Annotated in this window: 19 protein-coding genes; 4 read left to right on the top strand and 15 right to left on the bottom strand. The window is 65.4% G+C overall.

Annotated elements, in window-relative coordinates:
* Nucleotides 1-25 precede the first annotated feature (25 nt).
* Nucleotides 26-1273, top strand: coding sequence for a DNA polymerase IV (dinB, locus tag M729_RS0103525; RefSeq protein WP_024501649.1), 1248 nt, complete (start codon nt 26-28; stop codon nt 1271-1273).
* A 9-nt stretch (nt 1274-1282) separates the two neighbouring features.
* On the opposite strand, the gene M729_RS1000000136425 is transcribed toward dinB, so the two are convergent.
* From M729_RS1000000136425 to groES, 11 genes are all read right to left on the bottom strand, one after another.
* A complete protein-coding gene (locus M729_RS1000000136425) occupies nt 1283-2314 on the bottom strand; it encodes a cupin domain-containing protein (RefSeq protein WP_050580404.1) in 1032 nt (343 codons plus the stop codon).
* A 140-nt stretch (nt 2315-2454) separates the two neighbouring features.
* Nucleotides 2455-4056: an FGGY-family carbohydrate kinase gene (locus M729_RS0103540; RefSeq protein ID WP_027160768.1), complete on the bottom strand. Its 1602-nt coding sequence runs from the start codon at nt 4054-4056 to the stop codon at nt 2455-2457.
* A gap of 165 nt (nt 4057-4221) precedes the next feature.
* A complete protein-coding gene (locus M729_RS0103545; protein WP_024501651.1) occupies nt 4222-4950 on the bottom strand; it encodes an SDR family oxidoreductase in 729 nt (242 codons plus the stop codon).
* A gap of 22 nt (nt 4951-4972) precedes the next feature.
* Entirely contained in the window at nt 4973-6232 is a 1260-nt protein-coding gene (locus M729_RS0103550; protein ID WP_024501652.1) for an ABC transporter permease, read from the bottom strand.
* Entirely contained in the window at nt 6229-7050 is an 822-nt protein-coding gene (locus M729_RS0103555; protein WP_024501653.1) for an ATP-binding cassette domain-containing protein, read from the bottom strand. The genes M729_RS0103550 and M729_RS0103555 overlap by 4 nt, the downstream gene beginning before the upstream one ends.
* A 96-nt stretch (nt 7051-7146) precedes the next feature.
* Entirely contained in the window at nt 7147-8235 is a 1089-nt protein-coding gene (locus tag M729_RS0103560; protein WP_013530723.1) for a sugar ABC transporter substrate-binding protein, read from the bottom strand.
* A gap of 247 nt (nt 8236-8482) precedes the next feature.
* Nucleotides 8483-9367 carry an AraC family transcriptional regulator gene (locus M729_RS0103565; RefSeq protein WP_013530722.1) on the bottom strand — a complete coding sequence of 295 codons (885 nt, stop codon included), beginning with the start codon at nt 9365-9367 and terminating at the stop codon, nt 8483-8485.
* A gap of 335 nt (nt 9368-9702) precedes the next feature.
* A complete protein-coding gene (locus tag M729_RS0103570; RefSeq protein WP_027160769.1) occupies nt 9703-9996 on the bottom strand; it encodes a DUF982 domain-containing protein in 294 nt (97 codons plus the stop codon).
* A gap of 98 nt (nt 9997-10094) precedes the next feature.
* Nucleotides 10095-10322 carry a hypothetical protein gene (locus M729_RS0103575; protein ID WP_013530720.1) on the bottom strand — a complete coding sequence of 76 codons (228 nt, stop codon included), beginning with the start codon at nt 10320-10322 and terminating at the stop codon, nt 10095-10097.
* A 70-nt stretch (nt 10323-10392) separates the two neighbouring features.
* Nucleotides 10393-12024, bottom strand: coding sequence for a chaperonin GroEL (gene groL / locus M729_RS0103580; protein WP_027160770.1), 1632 nt, complete (start codon nt 12022-12024; stop codon nt 10393-10395).
* Nucleotides 12025-12079: 55 nt separating this feature from the next.
* Nucleotides 12080-12394, bottom strand: coding sequence for a co-chaperone GroES (gene groES / locus M729_RS0103585; protein ID WP_013530718.1), 315 nt, complete (start codon nt 12392-12394; stop codon nt 12080-12082).
* Nucleotides 12395-12726: 332 nt separating this feature from the next.
* Between groES and M729_RS0103590 the strand changes: the two genes are divergently transcribed.
* Nucleotides 12727-13005, top strand: a complete 279-nt coding sequence (locus M729_RS0103590; RefSeq protein ID WP_024501657.1) for an usg protein — start codon at nt 12727-12729, stop codon at nt 13003-13005.
* 170 nt (nt 13006-13175) lie between these two features.
* Complete coding sequence (locus M729_RS0103595; RefSeq protein WP_024501658.1) at nt 13176-13958, top strand: SDR family oxidoreductase; 783 nt, start codon at nt 13176-13178, stop codon at nt 13956-13958.
* 127 nt (nt 13959-14085) lie between these two features.
* On the opposite strand, the gene M729_RS0103600 is transcribed toward M729_RS0103595, so the two are convergent.
* On the bottom strand, nt 14086-15588 hold the full coding sequence (locus M729_RS0103600) for an ATP-binding protein (RefSeq protein WP_013530715.1): 1503 nt from the start codon (nt 15586-15588) through the stop codon (nt 14086-14088).
* 208 nt (nt 15589-15796) lie between these two features.
* Between M729_RS0103600 and M729_RS0103605 the strand changes: the two genes are divergently transcribed.
* A complete protein-coding gene (locus M729_RS0103605; protein WP_013530714.1) occupies nt 15797-16102 on the top strand; it encodes a hypothetical protein in 306 nt (101 codons plus the stop codon).
* Nucleotides 16103-16198: 96 nt separating this feature from the next.
* Here M729_RS0103605 and M729_RS0103610 read toward each other — a convergent pair whose 3' ends face one another.
* The 3 genes from M729_RS0103610 to M729_RS0103620 all read right to left on the bottom strand — a co-directional run bounded on the left by M729_RS0103610 (nt 16199) and on the right by M729_RS0103620 (nt 19077).
* Complete coding sequence (locus tag M729_RS0103610) at nt 16199-17029, bottom strand: aldo/keto reductase (protein ID WP_174299083.1); 831 nt, start codon at nt 17027-17029, stop codon at nt 16199-16201.
* 161 nt (nt 17030-17190) lie between these two features.
* On the bottom strand, nt 17191-17823 hold the full coding sequence (locus M729_RS0103615; RefSeq protein ID WP_024501659.1) for a PQQ-binding-like beta-propeller repeat protein: 633 nt from the start codon (nt 17821-17823) through the stop codon (nt 17191-17193).
* A 33-nt stretch (nt 17824-17856) separates the two neighbouring features.
* On the bottom strand, nt 17857-19077 hold the full coding sequence (locus tag M729_RS0103620) for a hypothetical protein (protein WP_027160771.1): 1221 nt from the start codon (nt 19075-19077) through the stop codon (nt 17857-17859).
* Between the last annotated feature and the right edge of the window lie 40 nt (nt 19078-19117).

Genomic DNA, 19117 nt, shown 5'->3' on the forward strand with positions numbered 1-19117 from the left:
ATCAGCAACTGCGGATGTGCGGTCGATGGAAACGACAGCCACCATCCTGCATGCCGATCTCGACGCTTTCTACGCCTCTGTCGAGCAGTTGCTCGATCCGTCGCTGCGCGGCAAGCCGATCGCGGTGGGCGGCGGCGTCGTGCTCGCCGCTTCCTATGAGGCGCGCGCCTTCGGCGTGCGTGGCGGCATGCCGGGGCGCAGGGCGCGCGAACTCTGCCCGCATTTGATCTTCGTCGGCGGCAATTTCAGCCATTACCAGCGGCTGGGCGATGCGGCGATCAAGGTGCTCGACGATTTTACGCCTGTAGTCGAGCGCATTTCCATCGACGAGGCGTTTGCCGACGTCGCCGGCTGCACGCATCTGTTCGGCTCGCCGCAGGAGATCGCGACAACCATCCGCCGCCGCGTGCGGGCCGAACTCGGCCTGCCGATCTCGATCGGCGTGGCGCGCACCAAGCATCTGGCCAAGATCGCCTCGCAGGTCGCCAAACCCGACGGGCTGGTGGTCGTCGAACCCGGCACGGAACTCGCCTTCCTGCATGATCTGCCGGTCGGACTGATGTGGGGCGTCGGCCCGGCGACCAGGGCGCGGCTGGCCGAGATCGGCGTCGAGACCATCGGTCAACTGGCCAGGACGCATCGCGGCGCGCTGACGCGCCTGCTCGGTCCCGCCGCCGGCGAAAAGCTCGCCGCCCTGTCCTGGAACCGCGACCCGCGAAAGCTGGAGACGAAGCGCCGCGCGCATTCGGCCGGCGCCCAATCGGCGCTTGGCCAGAAGCCGGCTGTGGCACGGGTCATCGTGCCGACACTGCTGCATCTGGCCGACCGCGTCGCCAGTCGGCTGCGCGCCAAGGCAAGGCCCGGCCGCACGGTGACGGTACGCGTGCGCTTTGCCGATCTCAGAGCCGTCACCCGCTCGATCACGCTTGACCAGCCGATCTCGGCAACCGCGATGCTGGCCGAGATCGCCGGCGATCTGGTGCGCGGCGTGCTTGCCGACAATCCACAGGAGAAAACGATCTCGCTGCTGGCGATCTCGGTCTCGCATCTTGAGGAAAGCTTCGAGTTGCAGCTCCACCTGCCGCTTGGCCTCGCCGACGAGAGGCGCCGGCCCGGCACGAAGAAGGGCCTAGCACGCTTCGACGCCGACCGCGCCATCGACAAGATCCGCGAGCGCTTCGGCAAACAGGCGGTCGGCTACGGCACCGTGGCACTGGAGGCGGCGCGCTCGGTTCCCGACGAATTCAGGGAGTTGGCGGAGAAGGAGCTGTGAAGCCGGGGGCTACTCCATCTCTTCGCCGTCCCAGTACCGCCTCACCGCTCCCATGTCGAAAATGCCGTCGCGCCGGCGCAAGGCGTCGACCGCCATCTTGTTGGAATCTGGATAGACGCAGACCTCGTTGGGATTTTTCTCGCCGATCATCAGGTAACGGCACGGCCCCGTGCCGCTGTTGAGGAAGGAATGCCCGACCGCCAGGCCGGCCGGAAAGCAGACATAGTCGCCGGCTTTCATTTCGTGGCGCTCCTCGCCAAGCAGCAGCGTCACCTCCCCTTCCAGGATCAGCGCATGCTCCTCTTCCAGCATGTGATAGTGCCGGGGCGCCAGGCGCATGCCGGGCGCCGGCGCTTCGATCAGCATGCCGACATGATAGTCGGAGCGTCCCAGCGCGGCATAAGTCAGGTGCCTGGACCGGCCGCCGAACCGCAGACCTTCGCCCTCGACCTTCCATTCGACAGCATCGCTGGCGATCGGCGGGATCGGCGCGGCTGGGGGTTTGGTGACACCGGCCGTCACATCCGACGGCAGCGGATCGCCGGCGGTAAGGCCGGTGTTCTCGCCGTCCCAGTAGCTTCGGTTTGCAGCGAGATCGAAGATCGCGCGGCGGCCCAGGGCGCGTACCAGCACCTTGTTGGAGGCGGTGTAGACGACCACTTCATTCGGGTTGCGCTCGCCGACGATGACATAGCGGCAAAGTGCGTCGCTGGTATTGATGAGGCAATGCCCCGCCGCGGCACCGGCGGGAAAGCAGATGTAGTCGCCGGCCTTCATGGCATAGGCCGCGTCGCCGACATACGCGGTAAGCGCCCCTTCGAGGATGAAGACATGCTCTTCCTCGAAAATATGGTAATGCGCCGGCGAGGACTGCTTGCCAGCCGGAAGCTCCTCGATTGCCACGCCGACACGGTGTTTTTCGCCAAGGGCGGCCAGCGACAAATGCCGGTAGCGCAGGCCGAAGCGTGGCACGTCGGACCATTCCGTCCACGGCACCTCATCCGATGCGAATGGTAGCGGCGGTTTAGCTTCGTCCACCATTAGGGCCTCCTGGTCCTGTCGCCCTGCCCTCGTCGCGTGCTGCTGGAGGGTCCACGACAGAACAAAGCTGCCAGCTTCCGGCTAAACCGCCAAGCGGTGTTCGCTACGCTCCTGACAAAGCCGGACAGAAGCCGCGCGCTTCAGCCTCGGATGGCCTTGCCCGCCTGCTGCAGCAATTCGAACGCCGCGAAGCGTTTGGCATGCCAGCCGGCCAGCGTAGCGTCGGGATGATAGACCTCGCCGAGTTCCGACATGCCGGCCATCGCCGCCGCCACATCCTTGTAGGCACCGGCGGCGACCGCGCCCAGCATCGCCGAGCCGAGCAGCACCGGTTCCGGCGAGGTCGAGGCCACCACCACCATGCCTGTGGTGTCCGCCAGCAGTTGGCGCACCAGCGGGCTTTGGCCGGCGCCGCCACTGACCACGATGGTGTCGACGGGAATGCCCTTGTCATGCTCGGCCCGCACGATCTGGCGCGCGCCGTAGCCCAGCCCGCAGACCCCGGCGACATAGAGCCCGACCAGGCTGTCGAGGCTGGTGTCGAGATCGAGCCCGGCAATCAGCGCGCGCGCGTCCGGGTCGGCGAAAGGCGCGCGGTTGCCGAGGAACTCCGGCACGACATGGATGCCGCCGACCAGGGCCGGCGTTGCTGCGGCTCCATTGCGGCTTTGCGCCTGCAGCGACAGCCAGGCGCTGAGGCTGAGCCCCTCGGCTTGCGCTTTGGCGGTCGCTTCGCCGGCTGCAGGGTGCATGCGCACCAGATGATCAATCGCAGCACCAGCTGCCGACTGGCCGCCCTCGTTCAGCCACAGGCCCGGCACCATGGCCGAGAAATACGGACCCCAGACACCGTCGACGAAGGCCGGCTCGGCGGTCGACGACATTGTGCAGGCCGAGGTGCCGAAGACATAGGCCATGCGCGACAGCACGCTGCCGAAATCGCCGCGCGCGCCGACCGTGCCGACGCCGCCGGCATGCGCGTCGATCAGTCCGGCCGCCACCGCGGTGCCGGGGTTGAGACCAAGGTCTGCTGCTGCCTGCGCGGTCAATCCGCCGCCGAGTGCGGCACCGGCCGGCACGATCTCGGTGCCGATGCGCGTGAATGCTTCGTCGGCCAGAGCGCCGAGGCCGATCTTGCGGAAATACGTCTCGTCCCAGCGGCTCTCATGCGCCAGATAGGTCCATTTGCAGGTCACCGTGCAGACCGAACGGGCAAGGCTGCCGGTCGCCCGCCAGGTGAGGAAATCGGCGAGGTCCATGAACTGCCAGGCGGCGTCGAAAGTGGCGGGCAGGTTTTCGGCCAGCCACAGGAGTTTCGGCGTTTCCATCTCCGGCGAGATGATGCCGCCGACGTAGTTCAGCACCGCCTCGCCACTGCGATTGATGCGGCGCGTCTGCTCGACCGCGCGATGATCCATCCAGACGATGATGTTGCGTTCGGGATTTCTCGACGGGCCAACAGCCAACGGTACGCCGCCCTCGCCCAGCACCACCAGCGAACAGGTGGCGTCAAAGCCGATGCCGGCGATCGCCTCGGGCGCCACGCCCGATTGCGCGACCGCTTCACGCGTGGCCGCGCAAACCGCCCGCCAGATGTCGTTGCTCGACTGCTCGACCATGTCGCCGGCCTCGCGCCAGACCTCGATGTCCCGTTTGGCCGAGGCAAGCAGGGTTCCCGTGTGGTCGAACACCCCGGCCCGCGCGCTGCCGGTGCCGACGTCGATGCCGAGGAAGTGGGACATTGGGGGAAACCTTCGGTTTAGGGCAGTAGGGGAGTAGGGGAGTAGGGCAGTAAGGCAGTACGGGAATAGGGGATGGTGGCTTGGCTCGGGCCCGGGCATTGAACGGCAGAGCAATCCTACTGCCCTACTGCCCTACTGCCCTACTCCCCTACTCCCCTACTCCCCCTAGAGATCATTGCTCTGCGGCAAAATCACCAAATCCCTTATCGTCACATTGCGCGGCCGGGTCAGCATGAACATCACGGCTTCGGCCACCTCGCGTGGCTGCATCAGGCCGCCGGCGGCGAGTTCCTCTTCGAGCTTAGCCTTTGGCCAGTCGTCGACCAGTGCCGTCACCACCGGGCCGGGCGCCACGGCGCCGACGCGCAGGCCGTGCTTGGCGACCTGCCGGCGCACCGTGTGGACGAAGGCCTGCACGGCGTGCTTGGAGGCCGTGTAGATCGGTTCCCATACCACCGGAACCAGACCGGCGATCGAACTGGTGACGATGATGTCGCCGGTCTTGCGTTCGATCATGTGCGGCAGCACTGCCTGGATCGAGCGGAAGCAGGCATTGATGTTGAGGTTGAGCATACGGTCCCAGACGTCGGGATCGCCGGTCGCCACCTCGCCGCCGACATAGGCGCCGGCATTGGCATGGAAGATGTCGAGTTGGCCGGCCTTCTCCAGGATTTGCGGCATCATGGTGGCGACGCTTGCCGGCTGCATCAGGTCGATCACCAGCGGGATCGCTTTGGGGCCGAGTTCGGCGCACAGTTTGTTCAGCGTCGCCTCGGCGCGGTCGACCAGCACCACGGTGGCGCCGGCCGCCAGCATATGCCTGGCGCATTCGAGGCCGATGCCTGACGCGGCACCGGTGACGGCGGCAACTTTTCCGGACAGTTCTTGGCTCATGTCTTGCTTCCTGTTGATGGGTTCAGGCCCGGCCATGCGAGACACGCGAGCGGCGTGCCAGCGAGTCGACGATGACCGCGATGGCAAGCACGGCGCCGGTGATCATGTACCGAAGCGACGAGGACAGATCGAGCAGCGTCAGGCCGCTGGCGATCGACTGGATGACGATGATGCCGAGCAGTGCCGAATAGGCGCTGCCGCGGCCGCCGAACAGGCTGGTGCCGCCTATGACGGCCGCTGCGATGGCGTTGAGGTTGACGTCGCCCGTGCCGGCCTGCTGGCTGGCCGAGGCCAGGCGGGCCGCCGACAGCACGCCGCCGAAAGCCGCCAGCATCGAGCACAGCACGAAGGCGCTGGAATAGATCAGCCGCACGTTGATGCCGGCGCGCCGCGCCGCCTCGCGGTTGCCGCCGACCGCCGACATAGAGCGGCCCCATTTGGTCCGCGTCAGCGCGTAGTGCATCGATATGACCAGGCCGACGAACAGGCCGAACATCCACGGAATGCCGCGCGCCTGATTGAGATAGAAGACGATGAGCTCGAGAATGACCGTAATCACCACCGCGCGCGTGACGAGCCCGCCGGTCGACGGCGCCGACAGGTTCGCGGCGCGGCGGCGCGCGACGGTGCGCAGGCCGGTGATCAGCATGACGATGCCCGGCACGGCCGCCAGAGCGAACGAGACGAGTTTGGGCATCATCAGCAACTGGCCGAAATTCACCAGGTTCGAGCCGTAGGGCAGGTTGATCGAGCCGGTCGAGCCGAGGATGTAGAGCTGCAGGCCAAGCACCGCCAGCAAGCCGGCCAGCGTCGAGACGAAGCTCGGCATGCCGAGCCGGTTGAACAGCAGCGCATAAAGGGCGCCGATGAAGCCGCCGACGGCAACAGCGGCCAGAATCGCGAGCGCCACCGGCCAGCCCTGGTTGACCCACAGCGTGCCGACCATGGCCGAGGCAAAGCCGCTGATCGAACCGACCGACAGGTCGATCTCGCCGACCATCAGAACGCAGACGATGCCGAGCGCGATGACGCCGACGGTTGAGCAATCGAACAGCAGATTGACCAGATTGCTGCTCGACAGGAAGATCGGGTTGATGCTGGCGAACACCGTCCAGATGATGACCAGCCCGACAATCACTGGCAGCGAGCCGAGATCGCCCGAGCGGACCCGGTCGAAGAACCGGCGGATGGCGCCGCCGATCCCCGCCTCGTGCTTGACGCGCACATCGGCGCGGTCGAGCTGCGGCGGCACGGGGGCGGCCTGTTCGGCTTCGCGGCTCATGGGCGTGGCTCCTGGGTCTGGTCTTGCCTGGCCTGCCTGCGCTCGGCGCGCCGCGACACCGAATTGTTCGAGGCGCCGGTGATGGCGCTGACCAGTTCCTGGTTCGAGGCATCGGGCGAGAAGATGCCGTTGTTGCGGCCAAGCCGCAGCACGACGATGCGGTCGGCGACGGCGCGCACGTCTTCCATGTTGTGGCTGATGATGACGACGCCGAGGCCGCGGTCGCGCACCCGCTCGATCAAATTGAGCACTTCCGCCGTCTGCGCCACGCCAAGCGCTGCCGTCGGCTCGTCGAGCAGGATGAGCTTGGGTTCGAGCAGCAGCGAGCGCGCGATCGCCACCGTCTGGCGCTGGCCGCCCGACAGTGAAGCGACCACTTCGCGGACACTCGGGATGCGCGCCGAAAGCTCGTTGAGCAGCGTCCAGGCGCGCACTTCCATCGCCACCTCGTCCAGCCGCAGCGGGCTGAGTTCGCGGCCAAGGAAGATGTTGGCGACGATGTCGAGGTTCTCGCACAGCGCCAGGTCCTGGAACACGGTGGCGATGCCGAGCGTCAGCGCGGCACTCGGATCGGCAAGTGTCACCTGCTTGCCGCGAAAACTGATCGTGCCTGAGCTCGGCTGATGCACGCCGGCCAGGATCTTGACCAGGGTCGACTTGCCGGCGCCATTGTCGCCGACCAGCGCCACCACTTCGCCTGCATGGACATCGAGATCGATGTCGGTGAGCGCCGAAACGGCGCCGAAATTCTTCGAAACGCCGCGCAGGCTGAGCACCAGCTCGCCTGCCGGAACCGGTTCGTCCGAGGTATCGGTCATGCCAGGAAGCCTTTCAAAACCGGTTCAAAAATTTCGCATGAGCGCTGCCTGGCCACCACGCGGGTGGCCAGGCAGCGGAGCGGGCAAGGGTCGCGGTCAGTTCCCGATGCCCAGCTTCTTGCAGCCTTCCGCGTAACGATCGACGCAGAGCTCGGCCGCGGTGTTGATCTTCTTGTCGATGATCTCGGCCTTCAGGTTTTCCTGCGTCACAACAGCCGGCGTGAACAGCTGCGAGGGCGTATCGTACAGCGTCATCTCGGCCTTAGGCGTCTCGCCAGAAAGTAGCTTGATGGCGATGTTGGCGGCGGCCGCCGCCACGATCTCGCTCGGCTTAGAGATGGTGTTGTACTGGTCGCCGGCGATGATCAGTTGCAGTGCCGCGATCGTCGCGTCATTGCCGGTCACCGGCGGCACCGGATCGACGCCGGCCGCCTTGAAGGCCGCGATGGCGCCGCCACCGGTGCCGTCATTGGCGGCAACCACGCCGAGGATTTTCGGGCCGAAGCGGGTGATCTGGCCGCCGGCCCATTGCTGCGCCTTCGGCGGCGCCCATTCCGGCGTGTCGTATTCGGCCAGGATCTTGTAGCCGCTGTTGTCGAGGCCGGCATGGATGCCCTTCTTGATCAGGCCGGCCGCCGCGTCGGTCGGCGAACCGTTGATCTGTAAAACGCCGCCGGTGGCCGGATCGACCTTCAGCGCCTTCAGGTGCTCGACCAGCGAATCGGCGATGGCCTTGCCGATGCCTTCATTGTTGAACGAGACATAGAAGTCGGCCGGCGCTGTCGGGATTGGCCGGTCATAGGCTATGACCTTGATGCCCTGGCTCTGCGCCAGCTTGACCAGCGAGGCGGCGGCGGTCGAGTCGACGGGGTCGAGCACAATCGCCTTGGCGCCCTGCGAGATCACCGAGTTGAACTGCTGCTGCTGGCGCGAGGCGTCGGCATCGGCGTTCTGGTAGAGCACCTTGCAGCCCGGGCACAGCTTCTTCATCTCGGCGGCGAAGCCGGGATAATCATGCTGTTCGTAACGGGTCGAGGCCTGGTCAGGCATCAGGAAGGCGACGGTGGCGTCGGTGACTTCGGCTGCCTTGGCGATAGCGGCGGTGCCTGCCAGCAGCGACAGCGCAAGCGCTGCCATGCCGGCGGACTTGCCAGTGGACTTCAATGAAATTGAAAGTTTGGTCATTCGGTCTTCTCCGTTTCTGGATATGTTGTAAGAAGGTCGTGACTGCTTTGGTGGTCTGAAGACACCCATCCACCCTCGCCCCAATTGAAGGGGTACCAGGGTCCGGCGCTGGACTTTCGAGCCGCGCCGACGTCCTCCGCCGACGGAGGAATTCGAGACAAGCGTTCTCCATCACGAACCGCTCAACGCGGCTCACGTCCGTCATGCAAAAGAAAAATCCTCCCTTGGTTCCTCCCTGGCTCCTCCGTTAAGCGGCTTTTCCCGCGTTGATGTTGTCGGCCAGCAGGCGCCTGAAGCGCGAGGGCGGCATGCCCTTCTCCGCCAGGAACTGCCGGTTGAAATTGGACAGGTTGTTGAAGCCGACCTCGTAGCAGATGTCGGTGATCGAGGCCTGCTCGTCGCTCATCAGGATCTGGCAGGCGAGATTGATGCGCAGCCGCTTGACATACTGCACCAGCGACATGCCGGTGTGGCGGCGAAACGAGCGCGAGAAGGCCCCGGTCGACTGGCCGGCGATGGCGGCGAGATCCGCCTCGTCGAACAGCTGCGTCAGGTTCTCCCTGATATAGGCGAGCGCCTTGTTCATGCCGGCGGTCATGTAGCCCGACGGATCGGGCCGATAGCTGGCGCTGGCCAGCAGCTGGAATTCCTGGGCGCGGCTTAGCAGGCCGGCGATCATCATGAACAGCTCGATGCGGCGCACGCCCTGCGCCTGCATCATCTCTTCCATCAATGGCGCCAGCGCCTTGCTGGTGCGGTTGGAAAACAGCACGCCGCGCCGCGACGCCTCGAGCAGAGCCGCAAGCCCCGCCAGCTCCGGCAGCACATGCATGGCATCGCCGATGAAACTTTCGGAAAACTGAATGATGCGGCCGCGCAGCGGGATCGAGCTGTCCTTGGGGATGTCGCTGACCCAATTGTGCGGCAGGTTCGGCCCCGTCAGCACCAGATTGCCCGGCTCGAACTCGCCGATGAAGTCGCCGACGAAATAGCGGCCGTTGGTGAAGATTACCTGATGCAGTTCATATTCTGGATGGAAGTGCCAGCGCACCGTATGGAAGGGGTAGCCATGCGACCACGCCTTGAAGGACTCCCCGCGTCGTATCTGGACAACTTCCAGGTCCGGTTCCATGTCCGTTTCCTCCCGGCCGGCACGGATATTTGCCGCGTTCGGCCCAATTCCCTAAACCGGCCGAATTGGTTTCGGCTCTGCATTTCAAGAGCCACGGTACCGGCTCATGACAACAGGCGCCACCACGATTCAAGACAATGGATGATACTTTTTTAACCGGAAGGGCGCGCTCAGAGGCGCTATTCGGGCAGAACAGGTCAGTCTTGCTGACGCGTTCGCTCGACTGACCAACGAGAACACTACCGCCCGAAACGGAATTCCAACGTGTCCGGTGGGCGCCTGGCCTATCGCAAGAACAGCGTGTTCAGGCGCTGTTGCAGCGCCGTCATCGTAGTTCAGCTGGTGCGCAGCGCACCACCCGCCACCGTCGCGAGCGGCGTAACCATGTCAGGCACCAGTATGTCGTGGCGGCGCGCGAAGCTGACCAGCGTGGCCCGCACCGTCTCCGGATCGATTTCGCCGACGATGCCCGCCTTGCAAGCGTTGAGTGCGATGGCATGGGCGCCGTTGCGGCCGGCGCTCGGCCAGTCCTGCAGCAGTGCATAGGCTTCCATCACGCTGTCGATCATCCTCGGAAAGCCCATTCCGACCAGAAGTGTGACCGGTTCTTCGAATTGCCCGCGATTCATGGCTTGTACCTCCTCTCGATTGTTCAGGGCCTGCAGCGGGCCGAACACCGGGAAGCACGGCCCGCCGCGGATAGGTGAAGGGACTGGCCGATTTCCGTTCAGCCGCTGCCGGCGGATACCTCGGATGTTGCCGACACTTGCTGCGCTGCGAGGAACATCAGTGCCGACGCCGCGGTTCGCCGGTTCCAGCCGGCGGCTTCAGCCATGTCGAGCAGCCCTGCCAGCAGCGGCTTCAGCACGTTCCTGCATTCTGTTTCATAGGCCAGGAATTCCTTCGCTTGATGCGTAGGAGCCGGTACGGATCCGAGGCCAGCCATTGCATCCATCTTTACCTCCACTCTCTCTTCGACTGACGCCCGCTCCCCGCCAGGGGAGCGGGCGGATTGGGCCGCGACTTCAGAAGTCCATGCCGGCGCCGGCGGGCATTGCCGGGGCGGCGGCTTCCTTCTTCGGCTTCTCGGCCACCATCGCCTCCGTGGTCACCAGCAGGCCGGCGACCGATGCCGCGTCCTGGAGGGCGGTGCGCACCACCTTGGCCGGGTCGATAACGCCCTGGCCGAAGAGATCGCCGAATTCATTGGTCTGGGCGTTCCAGCCCCAGCCGAATTCGCTTTTCTCGCGCAGCTTGCCGACAATGATCGAGCCTTCGGCGCCGGCATTCTCGGCGATCTGCCGGACCGGCGTTTCGATGGCACGGCGCACGATGTCGACACCTGTCCTCTGGTCCGAATTGTCGGTCTGCACGGTATCGAGCGCCTTGGCCGCCCGCAGCAAGGCGACGCCGCCGCCGGGCAGCACGCCCTCCTCGACGGCCGCGCGGGTTGCATGCAGTGCGTCGTCGACACGGTCCTTGCGCTCCTTGACCTCGACCTCGGTCGAGCCGCCGACCCGGATCACCGCAACGCCGCCTGCGAGCTTGGCCAGCCGCTCCTGCAGCTTCTCGCGGTCATAGTCGGAGGTGGTCTCCTCGATCTGCGCCTTGATCTGTGCGACACGGCCCTGGATCTCTTCCTTGCGGCCGACACCATCGACGATGGTGGTGTTTTCCTTCTCGATCACCACCTTCTTGGCGCGGCCCAGCATCTGCAGCGTTACATTTTCCAGTTTGATGCCGAGATCATCCGAGATCGCGGTGCCGCCGGTGAGAATGGCGATGTCCTCCAGCATGGCCTTGCGGCGGTCGCCGAAGCCCGGCGCCTTGACGGCCGCGACCTTGAGGCCGCCGCGCAGCTTGTTGACGACCAGCGTGGCAAGCGCCTCGCCCTCCACATCCTCGGCGATGATCAGGAGCGGCTTGCCAGACTGCACCACGGCTTCGAGCACGGGCAGCATCGCTTGCAGATTGGAGAGTTTCTTCTCGTGGATCAGCACATAGGGCTCGTCGAGCTCCACGCGCATCTTGTCCTGGTTGGTGATGAAATAGGGCGAGAGGTAGCCGCGATCGAACTGCATGCCTTCCACGACTTCGAGTTCGGTCTCGGCGGTCTTGGCCTCCTCCACCGTGATGACGCCTTCATTGCCGACCTTCTCCATCGCCTCAGCGAGGAAGCGGCCGATTTCGGCATCGCCATTGGCGGAGATGGTGCCGACCTGCGCGATCTCGTCGTTTCGAGTGACCTTGCGGGCATTGGTCTTCAGTTCGGCGACCACCGCATCGACCGCCTTGTCGATGCCGCGCTTCAGATCCATCGGGTTCATACCCGAGGCAACCGCCTTGGCCCCTTCCCTGACGATCGCCTGTGCAAGCACCGTTGCGGTCGTCGTGCCATCGCCGGCAAGGTCGTTGGTCTTGGAGGCTACCTCACGCACCATCTGGGCGCCCATGTTCTCGAACTTGTCCTCCAGTTCGATCTCCTTGGCGACGGTGACGCCGTCCTTGGTGATGCGCGGCGCGCCGAACGACTTGTCGATGACCACATTGCGCCCCTTGGGACCGAGCGTCACCTTCACCGCATTGGCAAGGATGTCGACGCCGCGCAGCATCTTCTCGCGCGCTTCGGTATGGAATTTCACTTCTTTGGCAGCCATTGGATCACTCCTTTATCTAGGCAGCATTCGTTGACTGGTTGGATACAAGAAGCCGTCAGGCGGCCTTCTTCACTTCGGCGATCTCATCGATGATACCCATCACGTCGCTTTCCTTCATGATGAGCAGGTCCTCGCCGTCGAGTTTGATCTCGGTGCCGGACCATTTGCCGAACAGGATGCGGTCGCCGACCTTGACATCGAGTTCGACAAGCTTGCCGCTGTCGTCGCGCGCGCCGGGACCGACGGCGAGCACTTCGCCTTCCTGCGGTTTTTCCTTTGCGGTATCGGGGATGATGATGCCGCCGGAGGTCTTCTCCTCGGCTTCAAGGCGGCGGACCAGAATACGGTCATGCAATGGACGGAACGCCATGTCGTTCTCCTCGTGGACAAACAGGTTTTGAGGTTCCTCCGCACCGAACCGGCAATATCGGACCGGTGCGGAACGCCGCGACCCTTCGTCAGGCATCGCGGCGCATATCGAGCTAGTTTTGCCCTTTTTCGGTTTCAAGAGACCAGCGCAAAAATTTTTATATTCGACAAGAAAGAGCGCCAAGACACTGTTATGGCGTGGCTATTTTCGGAACCCGCGAGCTTCTCGCGGCGTTGTTTAAAGAGGGACAGAACCAATCGCCCCGGCCCGGCATTGGGCGGGTTCGACACAAATGCCGCCGGCTCGATGCCTCAGCGGAGAAGGAGAAAGACATGGCCGATACGGTCAGCAACGAATTCCGCCTGCAAATGGAAGGTTATGGCCTGACGACGGCCGAAATCCACTATTACCTGCCCGATCATCCAAGCCTGCTTCAGCTCTATGTCTGGCAGGACTATGATCTCGCTCCAGCCTTTCCCGAACTCAAGGGTTTTCTCCAATATTGGGAGCGCGAACTCGATGGTCCGCTCCACTCGGTTCGCGTTGCTCATCACCAGCTCATCCAGCCTTCGGAATGGCGGGCCGTCGAGGGCATAATCACGGTCCACTAGGGTCTTTGCGACGGCCTCCGCTACGTAGGGAATCACGACATTGGGGCAGGCTCTCGCCGGCCCCACGCAGCGCGACAGCCAACAACCTCCACTCCAAGATTTCCAATTTCCGTATTGTAAAACGATCGCGCCGCGCTAGCCTGAAATCAGATGCGAGGCGGGGAAGAGGAATGGAGCTCCAACTCAACGGCAAGGTGGCGCTGGTCACCGGCTCGACGCAAGGCATTGGCCGCGCCATCGCCGAGACGCTGGCGCGCTGCGGCGCGGGCGGCCTGCTCGTCACCGGGCGCGAGAAGACGCGCGGCGATGCCGTTGCGGAAGAGCTTTCGCGGCTCGGCACGCCGACGGTTTTCGTCGCCGCCGACCTCGCCGACCCGGCAGCCCCTGCCCTTTTGGCGCAAGCCTGCATCGAGCGCTTCGGCCGCATCGATGCGCTGGTCAACGCCGCAGGGCTGACCGACCGGGCCTCGTTCCTCGATGCCGATCTCGACGGCTGGGCCTCGCTGTTCGCGGTCAACGCGCGGGCGCCGTTCTTCCTCATGCAGGCGGCCATCGCCGACATGAAGAAGCGCGGAGAGCGCGGCGCCATCGTCAACATCCTGTCGATCAACGACCATTGCGGCTCGCCGGAGCTCGCCGTCTATTCCGCCAGCAAGGGCGCGCTGGCCACGCTGACCAAAAACGCCGCCAACGCCCATCGCTTCGATCGCATCCGCGTCAACGGCATCAATGTCGGCTGGACCGACACGCCGGCCGAACGCGTCATGCAAGCCGACACGCTGGGCAACGGGCCGGGCTGGCTCGATGCCGCCAACGCCTCGCAACCCTTCGGCCGCCTGTTCTCGACCAGCGATATCGCCAACCTCGCCGTCTTCCTGCTTTCGGATGCTGCCGGGCCGATGACCGGCACGCTCGTCGATCAGGAACAGTGGGTGATTGGGGCGAACCGGTGAGCGCCATCGAAACGCAAGCGCCTGCATGACGCATCGTCGGCGATTTCACGGTTGCCATCAGAAATTTGTCGCGATGACGGTGACTGAAAAGCCTATCGCATCATTCGCTCAAAGCACCCGCGCCGCCTCACAGCGCCAGGCTTCCCTGCTCCACTTCCTCGGCATTCGGATCTCCCGGTGCGGTGGCCCAGGCCAATTCGACCAGTGTCACGGTGCGCCGGCCTGTCCCGTCGAGCTGGCAGACGATGAGGCCCTGCTCCTCGATATAGGTCAACAGGCGCCGGGCGCGGCGCAGCGAGTGCGAGCCGTAGGCGCGGGCGATCGCGGCGTCGCTCGGACAAGGCCAGCCCTCCTTCGCCGCGCGGGCAATCATCATGAACACGCCCTGCATGTCGTCGGGCAGCAGCGACGCGCGGACGGAAACGTCCCGCCATGCGTCGTCCTGTGTCGTCTCTGACCCAAGGCCGGCCCGGGCGCGCGTCAGCATGCGGCGGAACTCCGGCAGGTCGGGCACGACCGAGGCCAGGCCTTCGATGCGGCAGCGGACCACGAACTCCTGATAGAGCACGCCGATCACGCGAAAACCCGCGTCGGGCTGCGCCAGGATGGCGCGCAGCACACGGTCCACGCGCTCGCGGCGCTCGGCCAGATCCTCGGCGCTGACTTGCGGCTCCGCCGGTTCGGGGCGGATTTCCAAGGCCGCCGACTTCGCCGCCATCAACTGGTCGAGCAGGTCCGGCGACGCCGGGCGACGCGGCGTGCGCACCGTTTCGGGCGGCGGCGCCGCCAGGATGATCGCGCGTGCATCCTCGAGTGCTGCTTCCGGCATCGCCATCAGCCGCGGCGTTCCGTTGCGCGGGCTCGTATCCGTCGGGCCGATGCGCAGGCCCAGCGGACGGCGCGACAGCGCCGGGCCGAGCGCCATGAACTGCCCGCGTTCCAGATCGCGAAACGCCTCCGCCTGGCGCCGCTCCATGCCCAGAAGGTCGGCGGCACGCGCCATGTCGATATCGAGGAAGGTGCGGCCCATGAGGAAGTTGGACGCCTCGGCGGCGACGTTCTTGGCGAGCTTTGCCAGCCGCTGGGTGGCGATGATGCCGGCCAGCCCGCGCTTTCGGCCACGGCACATCAAATTGGTCATCGCGCCGAGCGAGAGCTTTCGCGCCTCGTCGGAAACCTCGCCGGCCACCGCCGGCGCGAACAGCTGCGCCTCGTCCACCACCACCAGCATCGGGTACCAGTGGTCACGGGCGACCTCGAACAGCCCGCCGAGGAAGGCGGCGGCACGCCGCATCTGGTTCTCGGCGTCGAGCCCTTCGAGATTGAGCACGGTGGAGACGCGATGCATGCGCGCCCGCTCGCCTGCCGCCTGCAGGCCGCGCTCGGTATGCTGCTCGGCATCGATCACCAGATGGCCGTAACGGTCGCCCAGCGAAACGAAGTCGCCCTCGGGATCGATGATGGTCTGCTGCACCCAGGGCGCGCTCTGCTCCAGCAGGCGCCGCAGCAGATGCGACTTGCCGGAGCCCGAATTGCCCTGCACCAAAAGGCGCGTCGCGAGCAGTTCCTCGAGATCCAGCTTCGCCGGGGCGCCTGCGGTCGTCTGTCCCATCTCGATCGCAACGGTCATCTCGACTCAGGCGCTCCTTTCGCAGACGGGCTTATCAACTGGGTCACGGCCCGTCGAGCGTGCATGACCGCCCGCGGCGTGTTGCGCACAACTGTGCAGGCACCGTCTGGAGGGGTCATCAGCCGATGCCTGGCGCAAACTTTGGGTTGACCCCTTCGGACCACGAGGCGACACTCCTCCCAACGCTACGAGTGCGAGGAGGAATGCGATGGACGAGCCCGAACGGTGGCGCCACATGTCGACGGCGCCGAAGGACGGCAGCCGCATCCTGGTCACTGTGCGTCCGTCCGAGCAGGGACCGGCGGAAGTCGACCTTGCCTATTGGTCGCGTGCCGACCAGTTCGCCTCGGAAGGCTGGCGCGCGTCGGACTCTTCGCCCGGGCGCGTCATCGAATACGCCGACCCGGAACTGAAATGCTGGATGCCGCTGCCCACCGCCAACCTCAGCCGCGCGTCGATGCCGGCGCCCTGGGAAGGCGAAGACGCCCAGCAGTTGGATGGGTCCGGGATTTGAGGGGCGCAAGAAATTGGCGAAAGCCGCAAAGCTGCCAATCTCCCCCCTCGTGGGGGAGATTAGCAGTTTCGTTGCCAGCTCGTTAAAACTTGCCTCTCAGAACAGGAACGCGGCTGTGGCGGGGTTGGGTCCGTTGCGGCCCTCGGGCGAATCCATGCCGCGGATCGTCTGCAGGTCCTGCGCATCCAGTTCGAAATCGAAGACATCGAAATTGGCGGCGATGCGATCCCTGCGGATCGACTTTGGAATGACGATCAGCCCCTCCTGGAGATGCCAGCGGATGATCGCCTGTGCGACGGACTTGCCATGTTTTTTGGCGATGCCTGCAATGGTCGGATCGCCGAGCAGCCGGCCGCTGCCCAGAGGGCTCCAGCTTTCGATACGGATGTCGTGCTTGGCATGAAAGTCCCTGACACCGCGCTGCTGGAACTGGGGATGCAGCTCGATCTGGTTGACGACGGGCGTCACGCCGGTCTCGCCGATGATCCGCTCCAGATGGTCCTGGTTGAAGTTCGAAACGCCGATCGATTTGATGCGGCCGGCCTGCCTGAGTTCGACCAGCGTCTTCCAGGCCTCGACATATTTGTCCTGGCTGGGCACAGGCCAGTGGATCAGGAACAGGTCGATCTGTTCGACGCCGAGCTTCTCCATCGTCTCGTCGAAGGCGCGCAAGGCCGCATCGCGCTGGTGCGCGCCGTTGCGCAGTTTCGAGGTGATGAACAGCTCAGCCCGCGGCACGCCGGCACTGCGGATCGCCTCTCCGACCCCTTCCTCGTTCTGATAGCCTTCGGCGGTGTCGATCAGGCGATAGCCGGCCTCGATGCCCCAACCCACCACGTCGGCGGTGATGTCCTGGTCGACCTGCCACACACCGAGGCCGAGTTGGGGAATGGCGGAGCCGTCGTTCAATGCAATCTGTTCGGGCATGGTGGGCTGTTCAGGCATGAGGGATCCTTTGCAAAGCTGGGCCGGGCGTCCGCCCGGCGCACAGCCTATCTAGGTCCGACAAGGGGCAACGGCCAGCCGACAGCGGACAAATTGCCGTGTGAAGTGCGCCTGCAAGTGTGACTTCGGCGTCGGCCGCATCCTCACCGCGGCCGGCGCACCGCCCGCACCACCCCGGCGGATGTGCTGCCGCAATAAAGGCGGTCGCCGCCATCGGATTCCAGCCCCGACACACCCATCCCGGCCGGCATGTCGAGCTTCTCCAGAACCTTGCCTGATTTCGGGTCGACGCGGCGCAGGTCGCTCTGGTCGCCTTCCCAGGTGGCGTGCCACAGCTCGCCCTCGACCCATGTCACCCCCGTGACGAAGCGGTTGGATTCGATGGTGCGCAGGATCGCACCGGTTTCCGGGTCGACCTGGTGGATCTTGCGTTCGCGGTATTGTCCCACCCAGAGCGTTCCTTCGGCCCAGGTCAGCCCGGAATCGCCGCCACCACCGGGCGCCGGAATGGTCGCCAGCACCTGGCCGGTATCAGGGTCGATCTTCTGTATCAGGTCGTTGGCAAGCTGGAAGAAATGCTGGCCGTCCCAGGCGGTGCCGGCATGCGCCGCGACATCGATCGAGCGCAGGTTCTGCCCACTCTCCGGATCAAAGGCGTTCAGCTTCTCGCCCGAGGCAAACCAGACATTGTTGCCGTCAAAGCTCACCCCATGCACCCTCTCCACGTCGGCAAAGGGCCCGTATTCGCGCAGGATTTCGGCCGTTGACTGTTTCATGTCCTTGTCCTCACTGAGATCCGATGTCACTTCCTAACCGTTCGGCAGCGGGGCCGGGAGTAACAAGGTGGTCGTGAATCCCACCAGTGGAGGCGTCATCCAGCGGCGCGCCCGGCCGTGACCGAAAAACTGCACCTTGCCGGCCTCGCCAAGCTGCTCCAACGCCCGCTGCACGCTGCGTTGGCCGGTGCCAAGCGCCAGCGCCAACGCCGAACTCGCCCAGGATTCACCGTCGGCAAGGAAAGCCAGCACCGCCGCGTGCCGCTCCTCGATCGGCCGCGCCAGCACCAGCACCTCGCGTGCGTGGCGCGGCGCCAGCGCAAAGCCCTGGCTGGTGGCGCCGATGTCGGCCAAGCCCCGCAATTCGGTGCGCAGCCGGCCGATCTCGACCCGCAGCCGCGCCCGATGCGATTCATCGGCGTGCCTGCCGCCGAAGGCTTGCGCGATCAGCGTCGCCCTGGACACATCGCCTGGCCACGCTTCGGCGAGCGTACGGGCCAGCGCGAACAGAACCGGGCGCGTGGCCAGCGAGACCGTTTTCTCCTGTTGGCGCACGACATATCGGAAATTATCGACCAGCAGCGCCGGCGACGCCTGCAACGCCTCGACGTCCTCAAGCAGCAACGGGCGCTGCTCGCCAGCCGCGATCAGCCGCGCCGCCGGCGTGTCCAGCGCCAGGAATGCGCGGTCGACTTCAGCGATGAGCCCCGCAATGCCGGCCTGGCGGGCGGCGTGGCGTGCCCACTCCAACGCCCTGCGCGCCGGCTTCGTCTTGAGGCGCCGCATCGCGATGCCGGCGACGGCCAGTTCGTGGGCGGCGCGCGAGGCCGGCGGAAGCGGTGCCGGGTCGAGCCCCGCCAGCACGTCTTCGGCCTCGTCGAGACGGCCGATCAATAGCAGGCGCCGCACCTTGAGGTGGCCGGCATGCGCTGCGTTCAGCCGGTCGCCGTGCTTTTCCAGCGTCGCCCGCGCCGCATCCAAAGCCTTGGCCGGCCAGCCGAGATCCCGCGAGACCAGCGCGATCTCGGCCTCGGCAACGACGCATCTGGCACGCGCTACCGCCTCTTTCGGGCCGAAGCCGCGCGCGGCACGCCGCAGCAGCGCCTTGGCGCGATCGAGATCGCCGAGCTGCGCCATGGCAATGCCGCGCAGCGCCAGCGCCGGCGGGTCTTCGCGCAAGGCGACGCGATCCAGCGCGCCGAGCGGGTCGCCTCCGGCCAGTGCCAGCGCAGCCGCGGTGATCAGCGAATCCATTCAAATCCCGTCACACTTGTAACTCCCACCCTTGTGCGTC

Source organism: Mesorhizobium sp. WSM1293, assembly GCF_000513875.1.
Classification (GTDB): Bacteria; Pseudomonadota; Alphaproteobacteria; order Rhizobiales; family Rhizobiaceae; genus Mesorhizobium; species Mesorhizobium ciceri.